This window comes from Nocardioides sp. SRI_004 (assembly GCF_057586415.1).
Map to the genome: position 1 here is coordinate 242993 of NZ_JBYCZV010000002.1, position 16861 is coordinate 259853.

Sequence of the window (16861 nt, forward strand, 5' to 3'; positions counted from 1 at the left end):
CCCTTCGCCGGTCCCGACCTGCTCGGGACGAGACGCCGACAGTGACATCCGCGAGGCCACCGCGTCCGGGGAACGGCGGAGTTCGCCGGCCGCGACGTCAGCCCTTCAGCGCAGGGAAGTCCTCGTCGCGGTACTCGCCGGCCGGCCGGTTGCCCTCGACCTCGGTCTCGCGCTGGCGCAGCTCGACCCGGCGGATCTTGCCCGAGATCGTCTTCGGCAGCTCGTGGAACTCCAGCCGTCGGACCCGCAGGTACGGCGCCAGGTGCTCGCGCGCGTAGCGCAGGATCGACTCCGCCGTCTCCGCCGTCGGCTCGTGGCCGTCGACGAGCGCGACGTACGCCTTGGGGACCGCGAGGCGAACCGGGTCGGGCGCCGGTACGACGGCCGCCTCGGCCACCGCCGGGTGCTCGATCAGCACCGACTCCAGCTCGAAGGGGCTCACCTTGTAGTCGGAGGCCTTGAACACGTCGTCGGTGCGGCCGATGTAGGTGATGTAGCCGTTCTCGTCGCGGGCCGCGACGTCGCCGGTGTGGTAGAAGCCGCCGGTCATCGCCTCGGCGTTCTTCTCCGGGTCTCCCTGGTAGCCGGTCATCAGCGGGAGCGGCCCGGCGCCGTCGCGGACGGACAGGTCGAGGCAGATCTCGCCCTCGCCGACCCCGTCGACGACGGTGCCCTCGAGCGGGTCGACGAGCACGACCGGGACACCCGGCAGCGGCCGCCCCATCGAGCCCGACGTCACCGGCTGGCCGGGCGGGTTCGCGATCGCGGCGGTCATCTCGGTCTGGCCGAACCCATCGCGGATGGTCAGGCCCCAGTGCTTCTCGACCTGGCTGATCACCTCGGGGTTGAGCGGCTCGCCCGCGGCGATCGCCTCGCGCAGCGCGCCCTTACCGCCGGAGAGGTCGGCGTTGATGAGCATCCGCCAGACCGTCGGCGGGGCGCAGAAGGTCGTCACGCCCTCGCTCCGGATCCGCTCGAGCAGCGCGGCCGCGTCGAAGCGTGCGTAGTTGTAGACGAACACGGTCGCCTCGGCCAGCCACGGGGCGAAGAAGTTCGACCACGCGTGCTTCGCCCAGCCGGGGCTCGAGATGTTGAGGTGCACGTCGCCGGGCTGCAGGCCCAGCCAGTACATCGTCGACAGGTGCCCGACCGGGTAGGACGTATGCGTGTGCTCCACCAGCTTCGGCCGGCTCGTCGTACCGGAGGTGAAGTAGAGCAGCAGGCGGTCGTCGCTGGCGTTGCCCGGGTGCGGGACGGGGGCGGCCGGGGTCGCGAAGGCAGCGGCGTACGGGCTCCAGCCCTCGGGCACCTCGCCGACGGCGACCCGGAGGTAGTCGCCGGGGACCTCGTCGAACTTGGCCGTGTCAGCGGCGTTGCAGACCACCGCGTGGGCGTTGCCGCGGGCGAGGCGGTCGACCAGCTCGGCCGGCCCGACCGCCGTCGTGGTCGGCATGATCACCGCGCCGAGCCGGATCAGCGCGAGCATCGACTCCCACAGCTCGACCTGGTTGCCGAGCATCACCACGACGCTGTCACCTGCCCGCACCCCCAGCGCGGACAGATGGTTCGCGACCTGCTCCGAACGGGTCACCAGCTCACCGAACGTGTACGACGCCCGGGCGCCGTCCTCCTCGACGATCACGAGCCCGGGCTGGTCGTTGCCTCGCGCGTAGGCGTCGAACCAGTCGTGCACGAAGTTGAAGGTCGGGCCCACGTCGGGCCAGCGGAACTCCTCCACCGCGGCGGCGTGGTCGGTGCGCAGCGCCAGCAGGCGGTCCCGCGTGGCGCCCAGTCCGGTCGAGACAGGGGTCGTGATGCTCATGGTCGAAGGCTCGCTTCCCGAGGCGCCGGACGGCACCCCCGAACGAAGGTGGATCCCCGGGCCGGCGGACGCACGACCGCCGGCCCGGGAGGACGCAGTGACGCGGCTCAGGCGTGGGACCCGACGCGGGCGTCGCGCAGCATGCCGGTGCCGGGGTGGCAGTTGACGTACTCGAAGAGCTGCTCGGAGCCGCTCGACACCGAGACCTCGTGGTAGAGCCGCAGCTTGTCCAGGCCCTCGGCGACTCGGAAGAAGGTCGTGAAGATCCGCAGGTGGGTGGGGTGCGACTCGGCCCAGCGCTCGAGCTTGTCGAGCGAGCTCCAGTGGCCGATGTTGTAGCTCTCGTCGAGCTCGTTGCCGTCGAGGTCGATGCTGCGCACGAAGCGGTTGCTGTAGCAGCCGACGGCCTCGCCGTTGTCGCGCAGGAAGTCCATCCCGGCCTCGAGGGTCGGCAGGATCTCGTCGAGGTAGAGGGAGCGCTCCTCCTCCCCGGCCTCGATCCACTCCTGGCCGGACCGGATGAGCGCGATGTTGTCGTGGCCGCGGACCACGACCCGCCCGCCCTTCGCGGGGTCGCCCTCCACGACGCTCAGCGCGCCGTTGGGCTGCATCCAGTCGGTCTGGGAGATCGGGAATCGCTCACGCATCGACCCCCAGTACCCGTGCTCGTTGATGTCGCCGCTGATGCCGCCCATCACCGCGCCGACGCCGGGCAGCTGCTCCTGGAAGGCGTAGAGGGTCTCGAACTGGTCGACCCGCGGGGCGACGACCTCGCGGAAGTGGCCGAGCCCGTCGTGCAGGCGCTCGTCGGACTCCCACCACCCGGCGACCTCGTCCGAGCGCAGCCAGCGGCCGTACGCCGCCGGGTCGGCCCAGTACGCCACGACCATCAGGTTGTGGTGGTCGCGGTTGTCGACGTGGTGGGTGAGGTCGTGGTGCACCGGGCCGTCCGCGGCGTCGAAGGTCCCGACGATCGTCCGCAGCGCGGCGAGGGCGTCGCCGCGGCGGGCCTCGTCGTCGTACTGGACGCCGAGGTAGGCCATCACGACCTGCTGGAGCGAGGCGTCGGCGCGCGCGACCCACATCGGGAACGGCGGCTGGTAGTCGTCGGGCACCCGGCGCGAGAGGGTGCGCGGGCACGTCAGGTGGGTGTCGATCGCGGATTCCATGGTTCCTCCTGGGTATTCACATCGGGGTGTTCGGGGAGCCGGTCACCAGCCGGCGTTGCTGACCCGGCGCAGGCCTGCGGCGGTGTGCACCTCGCCGAGCGCGGCGGGTGGTGGGACGACGCCCGGGCCGCCGCGGCGTACCCAGGCAGCGAGCTCGCGGGCCCGCTCGACGGTGTTGACCTCGCGCACCCAGGCCGGCCGGGCGCCGCCCGACCGGGCCGTGGTCGACGGGTTGACGACCACGACGTTGGAGAGGTCGCAGGCCCAGAGGCAGTCGACGGTGAGGAGCTCGGCGTCGTCGCCGAGCCCCTCACCGAGAGCGAGGGCGATGGCGTCGTGGTCGACGTCGCGGTGCTTGCGCCGGGTCCCGCAGCAGCAGCCGCGGCACATCCGGACCCGTGGACCCCGTTCGCCGGCCACGGCGCTCACGCCGCCACGAGACGGCGGGTGCGCGCGAGCGGGACGGTCCGCGGCTGCCCGAGCCAGGCGCAGGTGGCGCCCATGGCCAGCCACATCAGGCCGATCTGCGCGAGCGAGGCGACCCGGAACCGCCAGATGAGGTCCGCCGGCACGTTCGCCGGCACCGGGTCCGCGGCGTGCGGCAGCACCGCCACGAGGACGACGGTCCCGACGACGCCGAGCGCGGCGGCCGCCACGGCCCGCGTCCCCGGAGCCAGCGCGCCGGCGCGGGCGACCCCGGCGACGAGCGCGGTGAGGGCCACCGCGCACACGATCGTGCCGAGGTAGGTCGCCGTGCGCAGGTCGACCGTCGCGGGGTCCCCCACCGCCGGCGGGTTGGCGGGCACCACCATCGCGGGGGCGAGGGTGAAGGTCAGGAAGCCCAGCCCGGCGAGCACCATCGTGGTCGCCACCGGTGTGCGTCCCGGCAGGCGCGGGGCGAGGAAGCGGTGGGCGAGCGCGAAGGCGATCCCGATGAGGACGCCGACGACGAGCACGGTCACCAACCCGGCCACCACCTGCTCGGAACGCGAGACCAGCGCCTCGGTCCCGTGGTCGTGGGACGCGCCGGCGCCGTGCTCGTGCGCCGTGCCGGCCTCCTCGATGGCGATCGCCGCGCGGATCGACGGCTCGACGAGCCAGTACATCGCGGCCGCGCCGAGCCCGCCGGCGACGGCGCCGGCCAGGGCGCCGTTGCCGACGGTGCGGCCCAGCCTGGGCTGCGGGGTCGGGCCGGACACGTGTCCGCCCCGCTCAGTGGCAGGGCACGCCGAGGGCGTGCCGTGCGTCGTGGGTGACCTCGTGCAGGTACGACGCCGCGTCGGCCGAGAGCAGCAGGCCGTTCTCCTGCAGGAGGAACAGCACGCCGAGCAGGGCGACGAGGGCCAGCGCGAGGCCGACGACGGGTGCGGCGGCGCGGCCGGGGGCCAGGGTGGTGCTGGATGCCATGACGGGACTCCGATCAGTGGTGGCGGTGAGGGTGGTTCAGGGGTGGGTGAGGCGGGCCGGGTCGATCGCGATCGGCTCGGTGTGCGCCTCGTGGTGGTTCCGGTTCGCGGGGACGGCGAGCACCTCGCCGGTGGCGCGGGCCAGGTCGTCGGTGCTGAGCAGGCCGAGGCCCGCCAGCACCGACTCGAGCGCGGCGAGCCAGTGCTCGTAGTAGGACCAGCCGCGGTCGCTGGTGCCGGTGCTCTCCTCCCAGCCGCTGATCGAGGTGATCAGCGCCTGCTGGAAGTCGGTCCAGTCGAAGCCGAGCGCGCGGTGGGCCGAGACGGCCATCGCGAACGCCCGGATCTCCCAGGGGTGCTCGAACGACAGCTGCTCCGGGTCCCCCTCCGGCAGGTCGCAGACCAGCTCGGCGACACTGCTCCGCGCAGCCACCAGCTCCGCCGGGTCGGCGTACGGCGCCGAGAGCATCACGCCACCGCCCCGACCGGGCCGACGCCGATCATCGCGTCGCGCGTGACCAGGGCCAGCAGCTGCTCCTCGCTCCAGCCCTCGGTGCCCGCCGGCCGCTGCGGCAGCACCCAGTAGCGCATCTCGCTGCTCGAGTCCCAGACCCGCACCTCGACCTCGTCGGGCACGGTGAAGCCGAACGACTCGCGCAGCACCTTGCGCGGCTCCCGCGTGATGGCGGCGCGGTACTGCGGGTCCTTGTACCAGTTCGGCGGCAGGCCGAGCACGGGCCACGGGTAGCAGGAGCAGAGGGTGCAGACGATGATGTTGTGCACGGTGTCGGTGTTCTCGACGACGACCATGTCCTCGCCCTGCAGGCCGCTGATGCCCAGCTCCTGGCAGGCCTCGCTGGCGTCGGCGACCAGGCGGGCGCGGAACGCGGGGTCGATCCAGGCCCGGACGACGACCTGCGCCCCGAGCTGCGGGCCGACCTCGTTCTCGTAGATCTCGACCATCCGGTCGATGGCCTGCGTGGTCATCACGCCCTGCTCGATGAGCATCGACTCGAGCGCCTTCACGCGCGCGGCGATCTCCTCCTGGGTGCGGGTGACGGCGCTCATGCGGGTGCTCCTTCGGTGCGGTGGGTGTGCTCGGTGACGAGCTCGAGGTAGGGGTCCCAGACGTCGAAGTAGACGGACTGGTTGGGCTCGGCGTGCTCGGCGCCCCAGAGCTCCTCGGCGCTGAACCTCACCGTGTAGACGTGCTCGGGGTTCTCGCCGAGGCCGTTGCCGGCCGTGTCGGGGTAGATCATCGGGCCGTGGTGCAGGACGACCTCGCCGACCGCGCCGCGGACGTAGCGCGCACGGCGGGTGTGCCCCTTGGGGGCGGACCGGTCGACGCGCACGATGTCTCCGACCTTGAACCTCGCGACCTTGTCGGACTCCCGCTTGGCGGGGGCGCCGGCCGGGACGACGGCCTCGACGAAGGCCAGCAGGTCAGGGTCGTCGGCGTGCTCGGGCAGCGGGGCGTCGGGGTTCGCCAGGTAGTGCTCGGTGCGCCGGTCGAGCTCGGCGATGTCGAGCTTGCCGAGCTGCTCGCCGAAGTGCTCGACCGTGTGGATCCAGTGCTCGTAGTAGGGCGACTTGAGGTAGACGGCGGGGTCGATCAGCTCGATGCCGTGGCGGAACTGGTCCACGCCGAAGAAGCCGGCGCGGAAGCACATCGCGAACATCGGGAAGACCGCGCGCTCCCAGTCGGCGCGGAAGACCGGTTCCTCGTCGGGGACGACGACGGGTCCGAGCCCGTCGGTGCCGGCGAGGTCGAAGACTCCGTTCATGCGGTGAGCTCCTTGCTGTCGTGGGACTGGTGGTGGGGTGCGGTGAGGGTTCCGAGCGTCTGCTCGAAGGCGTGTGCGGCGCGCAGGACGCCGGCGTCGTCGAACCTCCGGCCGACGACCATGAGGCCGACCGGGAGTCCGTCCGAGAGGCCCGCCGGGATGCTGCAGGCCGGGTGGCCGGTGACGTCGAGGGGCGCGGTGTTCGCGACCATCTCGAGGGCGCGGGTCACGACCTCCTCGACCCCGGCGTCCGGCGCCGGGATGAGGCTGGCCGTGATGGGCAGCGTCGGCATGACCAGCACGTCGAACGACGCGAGCGCGGCGTCGTACGCGGCGGCGAGGACGGGCTCGAGGTTGCGGGCCTTGCCGTAGGCGGCGCCGTACCCGTTGCGCAGTGCCCAGGTGCCGCCCAGGGCGACGAGCTTGACCGTCTCGGAGAAGGCGGCCGGGTCGCGGCGCCAGCGCTCGCCGTAGAACGCCATCTGGTCGGGGTCGTAGGTGCCCTTCCAGTTCAGGCCGTAGGCGTTGCCCTGGACCATCTGCCAGGTCGCGCCCTCGACGGAGATGACGTCCCACAGGGCCGCTCCGTGCTTGTGCCACGGGACGGCGACCTCCTCGGCGACGTGGCCGGCGGCGGTGAGCCGCTCGATCGCCGAGCGCACCACGGCGTTCACCTCGGGGTCGGAGTTGGGCAGGTCGAAGCCCTCGGTGACCACGCCGATGCGCAGGCCGCGGTCGAGGTCCTCCAGTCCCGCGAGGTAGTCCTGTCCGGTGACCCCGGTGGGCTGGCGGGGGTCGTGGCCGTCGGCGCCTGCGATCACGGTCAGCATCGCGGCGGCGTCCGCGACGGTCGGCGCGATCGGGCCGAGGTGGTCGATGGACTGCTCGATCGGGAAGGCTCCCGTGTAGGGCACCAGGCCGAAGGTCGGCTTGTGCCCGACCACCCCGCAGAACGACGCCGGGATCCGGATCGAGCCGCCCTGGTCGCCGCCGAGCGCGAGGTCCACCACGCCCGCGGCGACGAGCGCGGCGCTGCCGCTGGACGAACCGCCCGTCGTGCGGCGGCGGTCCCACGGGTTGCGCACCGGGCCGGACTTCGACGTGTGCGAGGCGCCGGAGAAGCACAGGTCCTCGCACACCGCCTTGCCCGCGATCGTGGCTCCGGCGTCGAGGAGTCGCGTGACCACGGTCGCGTCGACGGCAGGCACGAAGCCGCGCACCGTCTCGGAGCCGTTCATCATCGGCACGCCCGCCACGGCGATGTTGTCCTTGACGGCGACCCGGCGGCCGGCGAGCGGGCCCTCGGCGGAGCCGGTCAGCTCGGTGGTGACGTACCAGGCGCCGAGGGGGTTCTCGGCGGGTTCGGCCCACGAACGCTCGGGCGCGACCGGCGCCACCTCGGCGTCGTACAGCTCCTCGACGACGGCCCACGAGCCCAGCAGCCCGGTGGCCGCGGCGTGGTAGAAGTCCACGTCCCCGGACGGGATGCCGAGCCGCAGCTCGTCCGCCAGGTCGTCGATCGCCGCTCGGGACGGCAGGTCCATGGCAGTTCCTCCTGATGCTCTGTCGGTCGTTCCCTGGCGGCAGAGCGAACGCCCCCGTCGACCCCGGGGTCAACGGCCGACCGGCCCCCGGCCGGGTTCTGGATAGGGACGGTCAAGGCGAGGCGACGCAGGTGCAGGACGGTGGTCACAAAGGGAGGTGGACCCTTGACCGCCGGTCACGGCGCGCTCACTGTTGAGCCATGTCGGAGTGGTTCGAGATCAGTGCCGCGGACCGGCCCGCCACGGAACGGGCGGAGTACTGGCGCACCAGCGTGTGCGACCAGTTCGTCCCCCTCGCGGTCGAGCCGGCGGGCGATGCGCTGCGCGGCCGGGTCGCGGGCGGCAACGTGGCCGAGATCCGGATGCGCCGGATGCGGGCGACCCGCCACCGGTTCGAGCGTCGCGACGCCGACATCGCCCAGACCGACCCCGAGGTGCTGCACCTGCTGCACATGGACCACGGCGAGACGCTGGTCGAGCAGGACGACCGCACCGCGCCGGTGCGCGCCGGCGACCTGCTGCTCTACGACAGCACGCGCCCGTTCCGGTTCCGCACCGACGACGACTTCCAGTTCACCATCTGCCTGCTGCCCAAGCGGCTGCTGCCCGTCCCCGAGCGGGTGCAGCGCCAGTGGACCGCACGCGCGCTGCCCACGAGCGGGGGCGTCGCCGCTGCGGTCGCGCCCTTCCTCTGCTCACTCGCCCGGGCCAGCTCCGACGCCGATGCCGCCCAGCAGCTCGCCCTGCAGCAGGCGATGGTCAGCATGTACGTCGCGCTGCTCTCGGAGGCCGGGCTCGGCGGCAACCCGCCGGCGGTCAACCTCTCCCTGGCGAAGTCCTTCATCGCGCGCAACCTGGGCGACCCGCGACTGACCCCGGCCGACGTCGCGGCCGCGTGCAACATCTCGCTCAGCTACCTGCACCGCCTGTTCGCCAACGACGACGCGACGGTCGCCGGCTACGTGCGGGAGCAGCGTCTGCAGGCGGTCCACCGCGACCTGCTCGAGGCAGCCGTCGAGGAGCCGGTGGCGCACGTGGCGGAGCGGTGGGGCATCACGGACCCGGCGCACTTCAGCAGGATGTTCAAGAAGCGCTTCGGGGTGTCCCCCGGCGAGCTGCGCCGCACGGCCCGCGCGTAGCCGTCAGTCCGGCGGCTCGACCTCGGGGCGCGGGTCGAGCAGCGCGTCGCGCCGGGCGAGCGTGCCGACGTCGACGATCATCGCCTCGAGGAAGTCGACGATGAGGCGCGGCTGCCCCGGGCCGGGCAGCTCGGCGACGGCGGTCACCGGGCCGCTCCCGCGCTCGGACCGCCCCAGGTGCAGATCCACCGCGCGACGAGGCTCCTCATCCGGGCGACCTCGTCCCGCCAGGGGTGCGCGCTCCCCTGGCCTGCCGGACGACCGGAGGCACCGGAACTCATGCTGCTGGCGACGACCTTCATCGGCTTCTCCGTTCTCACCCCATGGGTCGCGGCGACCGCGACGGCGGGTCGGTACCCCGGTCCTGCGGCGGCATACCGGGAAGGCCGTCAGGTCGCCGGGCCGCCCAGCCAGCCGCGCACCTCGTCGTTGTGCTCCCCCAGCCGCGGCGGCCGGACGTAGCCCGTGACCGGCGTGTCCGAGAAGGTGAGCGGGCTGCGGACCTGCGGCGGCCGGCCCTCACCGACCTCCACGGTGGGGGCGAGGCCGAGGCGCTCGGCGAGCGCGAACGCGTCGGCGACGGTGCCGACCCGGCCCACGGGCAGGCCGGCCGCGGACAGCCGCTCGACCCAGGCGTCCACGGTGTCGGTGGCGAGGGCCGCCTCCAGCGTGGCGACCAGCGCGTCGCGGTGGGCCACGCGGTCGGCGTTGGTCGCGAACCGCCGGTCCGCCGCCAGCGCCGGCAGTCCCAGGATCCCGGCCAGGACGGCGAACTGGCGGTCGTTGCCGCAGCAGACGGCGACCTGGCCGTCGCTCGCGTGCAGGGTCTCGTAGGGCGCGATGGACGGGTGCCGGTTGCCCATCGCACCGGGCGCCTCGCCGGTCGCGAGGAAGGCCGAGGCCTGGTTGGCCATCGACCCCAGCAGGCTGGAGAGGAGGTTGACCTCGACCCGCTGCCCGCGCCCTCCCTGCTGGTCGCGGGCCCGCAGCGCCGCGAGGATCCCGACGACCGCGTCCTTCGACGTGAGTACGTCGACCAGCGCGACGCCCACCTTCGTCGGCTCCCCCGGCGGGCCGGTCACGCTCATCAGGCCGCCGACGGCCTGCACGAGGAAGTCGTAGCCGGCGAGCTCCGCGCCCTCGCGGCTGCCGAAGCCGGTGATCGAGGTGTAGACGACGCCGGGGTTGCGGGCCGCCACCTCGGCGTACCCGAGGCCGAGGCGGTCGAGCGTACCGGTCCGGAAGTTCTCGACCAGCACGTCGCACCGCGCCGCCAACTCCTGGGCGACGGCGAGGTCCGCGGGGTCGGCGAGGTCGAGCTCGACCGACCTCTTCGAGCGGTTGGCCGCCTCGAAGTACGAGCTGGAGTCCACGCTCCACGGCGGCCCCCAGTGGCGGGTGTCGTCGCCGGTGCCGGGCCGCTCGACCTTGACCACCTCGGCGCCGAGGTCGGCCAGCGTCGCCGTCGCCAGGGGGCCGGCGAGCACCCGGCTGAAGTCGGCCACCAGCACGCCGTCGAGGGGGCCGCTCATGCTCGTGCTCCGATCACCGGGTCGGTCATGGGATGCATCGAACCATCACGGCGGCCGCCCCGGGTCCGAGTCCCGGGGCGACCTGTCGTACGCCGGCGTCAGTGGGCGTCGAGCCCGGTGACCCGGATGCCCGAGTGCGCCTTGTACTTCCGGTTGATCGAGATCAGCACCGCCGTGAACGGCTCCAGCACCCGCGCCAGGCGCAGCTTCCCGCCATCCACACCCGGACGACCGGTCACCGCAGCAGCGAGGTCGATCGCGACCTGCTTGCCCTCCACCGAGTCACCCACCACGATCACGTCCTCGTCGAGGAACTCCTCATCGCCCCACAGGCCCACCGCCGACACGTTGTGGAACGCGCCGACGACCACCGCCTCGGGAGCCAGCCCGGCCGCCGACTCCGCCGCCGAGCCCTCACCGCCGTTGACGACCCGGCCGTGCGCGCCGCGCTTGTCGAAGGCCAGCGGGTTCACGCACGAGATCACCGTCTTGCCCGCCAGCGCCCCGGCCAGCGACGCGACCAGCTCGTCGTGCCCGTCGTAGGGCACCGCCAGCAGCACCACGTCGGCAGCCGCCACCGCGTCCTCGTTGGCCGCGCCACGCGCCGACCCGGCACCCTCGACACCCGCCAGCCGCTCGGTCACCTCGGCCGCGACGGCCTCGGCCCTCTCCGCGGCGCGCGAGCCCAGCACGATGTCATGGCCGTGCCGCGCGAACCGGTAGCCCAGCCCCTTGCCCTGCGGACCGGTGCCACCGATCACGGCGACCGTGTGGTGCGTCGTCATCGGGCGATCCTGATCATCTTCTTGTTCACGAACTCCTCGATCCCGAGGCTCCCGAGCTCGCGGCCGTAGCCGGAGAGCCGGACGCCCCCGAAGGGCAGCTCCACGGCCTCGAGGCCGACACCGTTGACGAAGACCATCCCGACCTCGAGCGCGCTCGCGACGCGGTCGGCCTGCTCCGGGTCGGTCGAGTAGACGTAGGACCCGAGGCCGTAGGGCGTGTCGTTGGCGATCCGGACCGCGTCCGCCTCGTCGGCGGCCCGGAACACCATCGCCACCGGCCCGAAGAACTCCTGGTGGTACGCCGGGTTGTCCGGCGTGACGTCGGTCAGCACGCCGACGGGGTGGAAGGCACCGTTGCGCTCGCCGGAGGTGACCAGGTGGGCGCCGGCGGCGACCGCCGCGTCGACCTGCTCGGCCAGCCCCTCGGCCGCCGCGAGCGAGGACAGCGGCGCTCCGGCCACCGCGGCGGCGACCCGCTCGTGCAGCGTGGCGACGAAGTCGTCGTACAGGTCGTCGACGACGACGAACCGCTTGGCGCCGTTGCAGGCCTGGCCGACGTTGCCGGTCCGCGCGGACAGCGCGTCGTCGACGGCGCCGTCGAGGTCGTCGGTGGACAGCAGCACGAACGGGTCGGCGCCGCCGAGCTCGAGGACGCACTTCTTGAGGTTGCGGCCCGCGATCTCCCCGATGATCGAGCCCGCGCGCTCGGAGCCGGTGAGCGAGACACCCTGGATCCGCGGGTCGGCGATCACGTCGGCGATCTGGTCGTTCGTCGCGTAGACGTTGACGTAGGTGCCCTCCGGCAGTCCGGCGTCGCGGAAGATCGCGGCCTGGAGGGCGGCCGAGCGGGGGCACTGGGCGGCGTGCTTGAGCACGATCGTGTTGCCGGTGACGAGGTTGGGCGCGGCGAAGCGGGCGACCTGGTAGACGGGGTAGTTCCACGGCATGATGCCGAGCAGCGCACCGACCGGCTGGCGGCGCAGCAGCGCACGTCCCTCGCCGCCGAGCAGCTCGATCTCCTGGTCGGCGAGGAACTGCTCGGCCCGGTCGGCGTAGTACTGGTAGATGTCGGCCGAGAAGAGGACCTCGCCCTCGGCCGCCGCCAGGGCCTTGCCCATCTCCTCGTTGATCGCCTTCGCCAGCTCCCCGGCGCGCTCGCGGTGCAGCTCGGCGACCCGGCGCACCAGGGCGGCGCGCTCGGCCACGGTCGACGTGCGCCCCCAGCCGGTGTAGGCGTCGTGGGCCGAGGCGACCGCGGCGGCGACCTCCTCGTCGGTGGCCGACGGGAAGGTCTCGACGACCTCTCCGGTCGCGGGGTTGCAGACGGCGTACTTGCTCATTCAGGACTCCTGGGAGAGAGGTCGATGGAGACGCGGGGGTCGAGCGCGACGGTGCCGGGGTCGACGATGCAGGAGCCGCCGTCGACGGGCAGCACCGTGCCGTTGACGTACGACGCCGCGTCGGAGAGCAGCCAGGCGACGACGCCCGCGATCTCCTCGGGCTGCGCGGCGCGGCGCTGCGGGACGATCGCGGTGGCGAGCCGGTAGGCCTCGTCCGCGCTGATCCCTCGCTCGGCACCGAGCTCGGCCATCTCCATGTCACCCATCTCGGTGGCGGTCCAGCCCGGGCAGACCGCGTTCGCGCGCAGCCCGTCCCGGCCGTGGTCGACCGCGAGCGACTGGGTGAGCAGGAGCAGGCCCGCCTTGCTGGCCGAGTACGCCGCCATCCCGTCGCTGGCGCGCAGCGCGGCGACGGAGGACACGGCGACGACCGCGCCGCGGGCGGCCAGCAGGTGCGGCAGGGCGGCCCGGACGAGGAGGAACGGCGAGGTCAGGTTGACCCGGATCGTGTCGTCCCACTGCTCGGGGGTGACCTCGTCGACCCGGCCGACGTGGATGATGCCGTGGTTGACCACGAGGCCGTCGAGCCGCCCGAAGGTGGCGACCGTGTCCGCGACGACCCGCTCCACACCGGCGTTCTCGGCGACGTCGGCGACGACGACGTGGGCGCCGGTCTCCTCGGCCACCGCGCGCAGCGGCGCCTCCCGGCGCCCGCAGATGACGACCTGGTCGCCCGTGGCTGCGAGCAGCCGTGCGATCGCGGCCCCGATCCCGGTGCCGCCGCCGGTGACGAGGACGACCTTGCCGCCGGAGCTCGTGGCGGTGCTCATCGCGGCGCCTCGGCGACCTCGTCGAGGAACCAGTCCACCAGGGCGGCCGCGCGCGCCGGGACCTCGCCGTCGAGCGAGCGGACGTGCTCGATGAGCACCTCGGGGTCGAAGCCGTGACCCCGTGCGTCCTCGGTGCCGCCGTCGTCGAGCCAGCCCTGCACGTTCGCCGCGTCGACCTCGGGGTGGAACTGGACGGCGAGGTTGCGGCGCAGGACGAACGCCTGTGGCGCCGCGGCGTTGGCGCCGACCACGGTCGCGTCGGCCGGCGGCACGAACCGGTCGTAGTGCCACTGGGTCCACACGCCGCTCACCGCCGGGACGCCGGTGACGACGCTGGGGCCGACCTCCGGAACCGGCGACGGCACGACCTGCCCGCCGTGCGCCTGGGCCAGCATCTGGCCGCCGAAGCAGATGCCGAAGACCGGCACACCGGCCTCGTCGGCGGCCTGCAGCAGCTCGGTCTCCGGCTTCACCCACGACGCGACGGCGTCGCTGTAGGCGCTCCAGCGGGCGCCGAGGACCAGCACGGCGTCGTACTCACGCGGGTCGGGGAACTCCACGTCGACGCCGGGGTCGTCGAAGCGGTCCGACGGGACCACTCGCAGGCCCTCGACGTCGTAGCCACGCTCGGCGAAGCGCGCCTCGATCGCGCCGGAGGTCTCGAGGTAGTCGTGGCCGATGACGAGCAGGCGCTTGCCCATCAGCCCATCGCCTCCGCGCGCTTCATGACGTCCTTGCAGAAGGACTCCATCTCCGACTGGTCGTTGATATACATCGACGGCTTGATGCAGATGGTGGTGAAGCCGTGCTCGAGCTGCTCGGGGATCGAGTCCATCGACTCCCCCAGGTCCGCAAGCGAGTGGTCGTCCGGGAAGGAGTAGCGCACGCCGCCGACCATCTCGAGCTCGGCCATGTCGCGCCCCGCCTCGGCCATCGCCTCGCGGATGACCCGCAGGTCCTCCTCGGTCGGGCGGCCGAACGGGTGGAAGCCGTGGCCGTACTTCACGATCCGCTCGACGACGGCTCCGTGCGCCTTCTGCCCGCCGAACCACATCCGCGGGCCCTCGGGCCGGAACGCCTTCGGCTCGAGGTAGATGTCCTCGAAGTCGAAGTAGTGGCCGTGGTGGGTCGCCGGCGACTGCTCGAACACCAGCTTCATCACTTCGAGCTGCTCGCTCAGGATCTTGCCGCGCTCGCGGAAGGGCACGCCCATGGCGGCGTACTCGTCCTTGCTCCAGCTGACGTTCGGCTGCACGACCAGACGCCCCTCGGAGATCAGGTCGAGGGTGCCGAGCTCGCGGGCGAGCAGCAGCGGGTGGCGCAGCGGCGCGAGGACCGCCGCTCCCACCAGGCGGATCCGCTCGGTGACGCTGGCGATCGCGGAGAACAGCATGAGGGAGTTCGGCCAGGGCATCAGCGGGTCCTGGTTGCCGGGCGCCGCGTAGTCACGCGGGTTGCCCATGACGCCCTTGTCGCTGGCGTCGGGGCCGAGGACGACGTGCTCGGAGATCATCACCGAGTCGAAGCCGGTGTCCTCGGCGATCCGGGCCCAGGTCACCAGGTCGTTCAGGCTGCGGCCGTCGGTGAGCGTCCAGTTCTCGCTGAGGATCATCAGCATGCGGGGTGCGGGCACGGTGCGGTCCTTCGGTCGTCGTGTACGACGGTCAGTGGGTGTTGGACAGGTCGGGCTTGCGGATCCCGCGGAACTCCCAGTCGCCGCCCTTGGCGGTCGAGAGGACCTCCTCGCTCTCCGTGGGCTGCGCGCCGACGTCGCTGCGGATCGGCGTGGGTCCCTCGACGATGTGGTTGCGCAGCGTGCCGAGGCCCTCGACCTCGACCTCGACGACGTCGCCCGGGTAGACGGTGCGCGAGATCGCCGGCGTGCCGGACATGAGGATGTCGCCGGGGTGCAGCGTGATCGTCCGCGCGATGTCGGCGACCAGGTAGTGCATGTCCCACTTCATCTCGTTGGTGTTGCCGTCCTGGCGGACCTCACCGTTGACGATGGTGCGGATCCGCTTGTCGCGGAAGTCCCAGCCCTCGACGATGCCGGGGCCGATCGGGCACAGCGTGTCGGCACCCTTGACCCGCAGCATCGAGCCGGAGTCGGTGTCACGGAAGTCGTGCAGGCCGTAGTCGTTGCCGATGGAGTAGCCGCGGATGTAGTCGCCGGCCTCCTCGGGCGAGATGTTGCGCGCCGTCCTGCCGATCACGATGGCGATCTCGCCCTCGTAGTTGAGCCACTTGCAGCCCTGCGGGCGCACCACGGCCGACTCGTGCGCGTTCAGCGCCGAGACCGGCTTGTGGAAGTAGGTCGGAGCCGGCGGCAGCGTCGTCATCATCTCCTCGACGCGCGAGGAGTAGTTGAGGTGGACGCAGACGATCTTGCTCGGCGTCACCGGCGGCAGGTGCGTGGCGTCGGCGACGGCGACGGTGCGGCCGTCGCCGGCGACGAGGGTCTCGCCCTCCCGTCGTACGTCGACGGCGTTGCCGTCCAGCAGGATGCGGCGGTACTCGGTGGTCATCGCAGGTCTTCCTCTCAGCCAGGGGTCAGCCGGCAGCCGGTACGTCGGCGCCGGAACCGCTCATCTGGCGGACGTAGTCGGGGTCGGTCGGGGTGGTGCGGGCGGCGGGGAAGCCTCCCTCGGGACGGTCGAACCAGATGTGCACCTGGCCGGTGCCGATGGAGTTCTCGTACTCGCCGTACTGGCGGCCGAGGGCGGTGCAGTCGCCCTCGCCGATCGCGCCCATCATCATCAGGTAGTGCTGGAAGCGGGCCTCCGGCTTGAACCGGTAGAACTCGTCCATCGTGTCGAGGACGCGGGCGTGGTCGCCCCGCTTGAACCAGCCGATCCGCTCGGCGTCGGCGGCCGCCGCCTCCGGGGTGAAGATGTGCTCGACGCCGGACGCCTCGTGGTCGCGCAGCTGCCGCAGCGACCAGAAGGTGTGCGACATCGCGCCGGACGCCACGAGCAGGACCTTGCGGTCGGACTCGGCGATCGCCGCCCCGAGCGCTCGGCCCAGCCGCAGCGCGTCCTCGCCGTCGGCGGTCTGGCAGACGCCGATCGAGATCCACTTCTTGTCCGGCAGGCCCTGGCCGAGGTACTCCCACACGTTGGTGGTCGCGTAGAAGATCGGCAGCGAGTGGTCGTCGATCGCCGTGATCCAGGTCGAGTTCTCCTCGGCCTTGCTCGCGACCAGGTGCGCCAGCTCGGGGTCGCCCGGGAAGTCGTAGTGCCGCCGGGTCATGCCGCGGGGCAACTCCTCGGACGTGAACAGCCCGCTGCGGCGGTCCTGCGCGGTGACGACCCACTCCACGGTGGTGGCCCAGTGCGAGTCGAGGACGACGACCGTGTCGTAGTCCAGGACGTCGAACACCTCGCGGCGCAGCTGCCGCAGGCCGGACACGAGGGTCGTGTCCTCGCCGTCGTTGAGCTCGCGCCGGATCTCCTCCGGGAGCACGATCGTGGGGACGTGGGCGATCAAGCCCGCTCCGACGACCTCACCCAT

Annotated in this window: 19 protein-coding genes; 1 reads left to right on the forward strand and 18 read right to left on the reverse strand. The window is 72.5% G+C overall.

Annotation, left to right across the window (positions count from 1 at the left end):
* Positions 1-97: 97 nt before the first annotated feature.
* The 9 genes from AC2YHB_RS03385 to AC2YHB_RS03425 form a co-directional block, all read right to left on the reverse strand.
* Complete coding sequence (locus tag AC2YHB_RS03385) at positions 98-1822, reverse strand: AMP-binding protein (protein ID WP_487353476.1); 1725 nt, start codon at positions 1820-1822, stop codon at positions 98-100.
* Between the two features lie 107 nt (positions 1823-1929).
* A complete protein-coding gene (gene oxdA, locus AC2YHB_RS03390) occupies positions 1930-2991 on the reverse strand; it encodes an aliphatic aldoxime dehydratase (protein WP_179649558.1) in 1062 nt (353 codons plus the stop codon).
* A 42-nt stretch (positions 2992-3033) separates the two neighbouring features.
* Positions 3034-3420 (reverse strand): hypothetical protein, encoded by a 387-nt coding sequence (locus tag AC2YHB_RS03395; protein WP_179649556.1) that lies wholly within the window; start codon positions 3418-3420, stop codon positions 3034-3036.
* Positions 3417-4190, reverse strand: a complete 774-nt coding sequence (locus AC2YHB_RS03400; protein WP_179649554.1) for a CbtA family protein — start codon at positions 4188-4190, stop codon at positions 3417-3419. The genes AC2YHB_RS03395 and AC2YHB_RS03400 overlap by 4 nt, the downstream gene beginning before the upstream one ends.
* 13 nt (positions 4191-4203) lie before the next feature.
* Entirely contained in the window at positions 4204-4398 is a 195-nt protein-coding gene (locus AC2YHB_RS03405; protein WP_179649552.1) for a CbtB domain-containing protein, read from the reverse strand.
* Positions 4399-4434: 36 nt separating this feature from the next.
* Positions 4435-4866: a nitrile hydratase accessory protein gene (locus tag AC2YHB_RS03410; RefSeq protein ID WP_179652324.1), complete on the reverse strand. Its 432-nt coding sequence runs from the start codon at positions 4864-4866 to the stop codon at positions 4435-4437.
* Positions 4866-5465: a nitrile hydratase subunit alpha gene (gene nthA / locus AC2YHB_RS03415; protein ID WP_179649550.1), complete on the reverse strand. Its 600-nt coding sequence runs from the start codon at positions 5463-5465 to the stop codon at positions 4866-4868. The genes AC2YHB_RS03410 and nthA overlap by 1 nt, the downstream gene beginning before the upstream one ends.
* Positions 5462-6181, reverse strand: coding sequence for a nitrile hydratase subunit beta (gene nthB / locus AC2YHB_RS03420; protein WP_179649548.1), 720 nt, complete (start codon positions 6179-6181; stop codon positions 5462-5464). The genes nthA and nthB overlap by 4 nt, the downstream gene beginning before the upstream one ends.
* The gene (locus AC2YHB_RS03425) at positions 6178-7725 is read right to left on the reverse strand and encodes an amidase (RefSeq protein WP_179649546.1); all 1548 of its coding nucleotides are present in this window, start codon (positions 7723-7725) and stop codon (positions 6178-6180) included. The genes nthB and AC2YHB_RS03425 overlap by 4 nt, the downstream gene beginning before the upstream one ends.
* A gap of 200 nt (positions 7726-7925) precedes the next feature.
* On the opposite strand from AC2YHB_RS03425, the gene AC2YHB_RS03430 reads away from it, so the two are divergent.
* Positions 7926-8864 carry an AraC-like ligand-binding domain-containing protein gene (locus AC2YHB_RS03430; RefSeq protein ID WP_179649544.1) on the forward strand — a complete coding sequence of 313 codons (939 nt, stop codon included), beginning with the start codon at positions 7926-7928 and terminating at the stop codon, positions 8862-8864.
* Between the two features lie 3 nt (positions 8865-8867).
* On the opposite strand, the gene AC2YHB_RS03435 is transcribed toward AC2YHB_RS03430, so the two are convergent.
* The 9 genes from AC2YHB_RS03435 to AC2YHB_RS03475 all read right to left on the reverse strand — a co-directional run bounded on the left by AC2YHB_RS03435 (position 8868) and on the right by AC2YHB_RS03475 (position 16861).
* A complete protein-coding gene (locus AC2YHB_RS03435) occupies positions 8868-9053 on the reverse strand; it encodes a hypothetical protein (RefSeq protein ID WP_179649542.1) in 186 nt (61 codons plus the stop codon).
* Between the two features lie 200 nt (positions 9054-9253).
* On the reverse strand, positions 9254-10396 hold the full coding sequence (locus AC2YHB_RS03440; protein WP_487353477.1) for a CaiB/BaiF CoA transferase family protein: 1143 nt from the start codon (positions 10394-10396) through the stop codon (positions 9254-9256).
* A 98-nt stretch (positions 10397-10494) separates the two neighbouring features.
* Positions 10495-11181 (reverse strand): NADPH-dependent F420 reductase, encoded by a 687-nt coding sequence (gene npdG, locus AC2YHB_RS03445; protein WP_487353478.1) that lies wholly within the window; start codon positions 11179-11181, stop codon positions 10495-10497.
* Entirely contained in the window at positions 11178-12521 is a 1344-nt protein-coding gene (locus AC2YHB_RS03450) for an NAD-dependent succinate-semialdehyde dehydrogenase (protein WP_487353479.1), read from the reverse strand. The genes npdG and AC2YHB_RS03450 overlap by 4 nt, the downstream gene beginning before the upstream one ends.
* Positions 12518-13351: an SDR family NAD(P)-dependent oxidoreductase gene (locus AC2YHB_RS03455; protein WP_207009008.1), complete on the reverse strand. Its 834-nt coding sequence runs from the start codon at positions 13349-13351 to the stop codon at positions 12518-12520. The genes AC2YHB_RS03450 and AC2YHB_RS03455 overlap by 4 nt, the downstream gene beginning before the upstream one ends.
* The gene (locus AC2YHB_RS03460) at positions 13348-14052 is read right to left on the reverse strand and encodes a type 1 glutamine amidotransferase (protein ID WP_487353480.1); all 705 of its coding nucleotides are present in this window, start codon (positions 14050-14052) and stop codon (positions 13348-13350) included. Before AC2YHB_RS03460 ends, AC2YHB_RS03455 begins: the two co-directional genes overlap by 4 nt.
* Complete coding sequence (locus tag AC2YHB_RS03465; RefSeq protein WP_487353481.1) at positions 14052-14984, reverse strand: TIGR03619 family F420-dependent LLM class oxidoreductase; 933 nt, start codon at positions 14982-14984, stop codon at positions 14052-14054. Before AC2YHB_RS03465 ends, AC2YHB_RS03460 begins: the two co-directional genes overlap by 1 nt.
* 31 nt (positions 14985-15015) lie before the next feature.
* Positions 15016-15876, reverse strand: coding sequence for a fumarylacetoacetate hydrolase family protein (locus AC2YHB_RS03470; protein WP_036547284.1), 861 nt, complete (start codon positions 15874-15876; stop codon positions 15016-15018).
* 25 nt (positions 15877-15901) lie between these two features.
* The gene (locus AC2YHB_RS03475; protein ID WP_487353482.1) at positions 15902-16861 is read right to left on the reverse strand and encodes a DODA-type extradiol aromatic ring-opening family dioxygenase; all 960 of its coding nucleotides are present in this window, start codon (positions 16859-16861) and stop codon (positions 15902-15904) included.

Excerpts from the sequence above, each read along its gene's own strand:
- AC2YHB_RS03385 (WP_487353476.1), bottom strand. The coding sequence starts at position 1,822 with ATGAGCATCACGACCCCTGTCTCGACCGGACTGGGCGCCACGCGGGAC.
- oxdA (WP_179649558.1), bottom strand. The coding sequence starts at position 2,991 with ATGGAATCCGCGATCGACACCCACCTGACGTGCCCGCGCACCCTCTCG.
- AC2YHB_RS03405 (WP_179649552.1), bottom strand. The coding sequence starts at position 4,398 with ATGGCATCCAGCACCACCCTGGCCCCCGGCCGCGCCGCCGCACCCGTC.
- AC2YHB_RS03410 (WP_179652324.1), bottom strand. The coding sequence starts at position 4,866 with ATGCTCTCGGCGCCGTACGCCGACCCGGCGGAGCTGGTGGCTGCGCGG.
- nthA (WP_179649550.1), bottom strand. The coding sequence starts at position 5,465 with ATGAGCGCCGTCACCCGCACCCAGGAGGAGATCGCCGCGCGCGTGAAG.
- nthB (WP_179649548.1), bottom strand. The coding sequence starts at position 6,181 with ATGAACGGAGTCTTCGACCTCGCCGGCACCGACGGGCTCGGACCCGTC.
- AC2YHB_RS03425 (WP_179649546.1), bottom strand. The coding sequence starts at position 7,725 with ATGGACCTGCCGTCCCGAGCGGCGATCGACGACCTGGCGGACGAGCTG.
- AC2YHB_RS03430 (WP_179649544.1), top strand. The coding sequence starts at position 7,926 with ATGTCGGAGTGGTTCGAGATCAGTGCCGCGGACCGGCCCGCCACGGAA.
- AC2YHB_RS03440 (WP_487353477.1), bottom strand. The coding sequence starts at position 10,396 with ATGAGCGGCCCCCTCGACGGCGTGCTGGTGGCCGACTTCAGCCGGGTG.
- npdG (WP_487353478.1), bottom strand. The coding sequence starts at position 11,181 with ATGACGACGCACCACACGGTCGCCGTGATCGGTGGCACCGGTCCGCAG.
- AC2YHB_RS03450 (WP_487353479.1), bottom strand. The coding sequence starts at position 12,521 with ATGAGCAAGTACGCCGTCTGCAACCCCGCGACCGGAGAGGTCGTCGAG.
- AC2YHB_RS03455 (WP_207009008.1), bottom strand. The coding sequence starts at position 13,351 with ATGAGCACCGCCACGAGCTCCGGCGGCAAGGTCGTCCTCGTCACCGGC.
- AC2YHB_RS03460 (WP_487353480.1), bottom strand. The coding sequence starts at position 14,052 with ATGGGCAAGCGCCTGCTCGTCATCGGCCACGACTACCTCGAGACCTCC.
- AC2YHB_RS03470 (WP_036547284.1), bottom strand. The coding sequence starts at position 15,876 with ATGACCACCGAGTACCGCCGCATCCTGCTGGACGGCAACGCCGTCGAC.
- AC2YHB_RS03475 (WP_487353482.1), bottom strand. The coding sequence starts at position 16,861 with ATGGGTGAGGTCGTCGGAGCGGGCTTGATCGCCCACGTCCCCACGATC.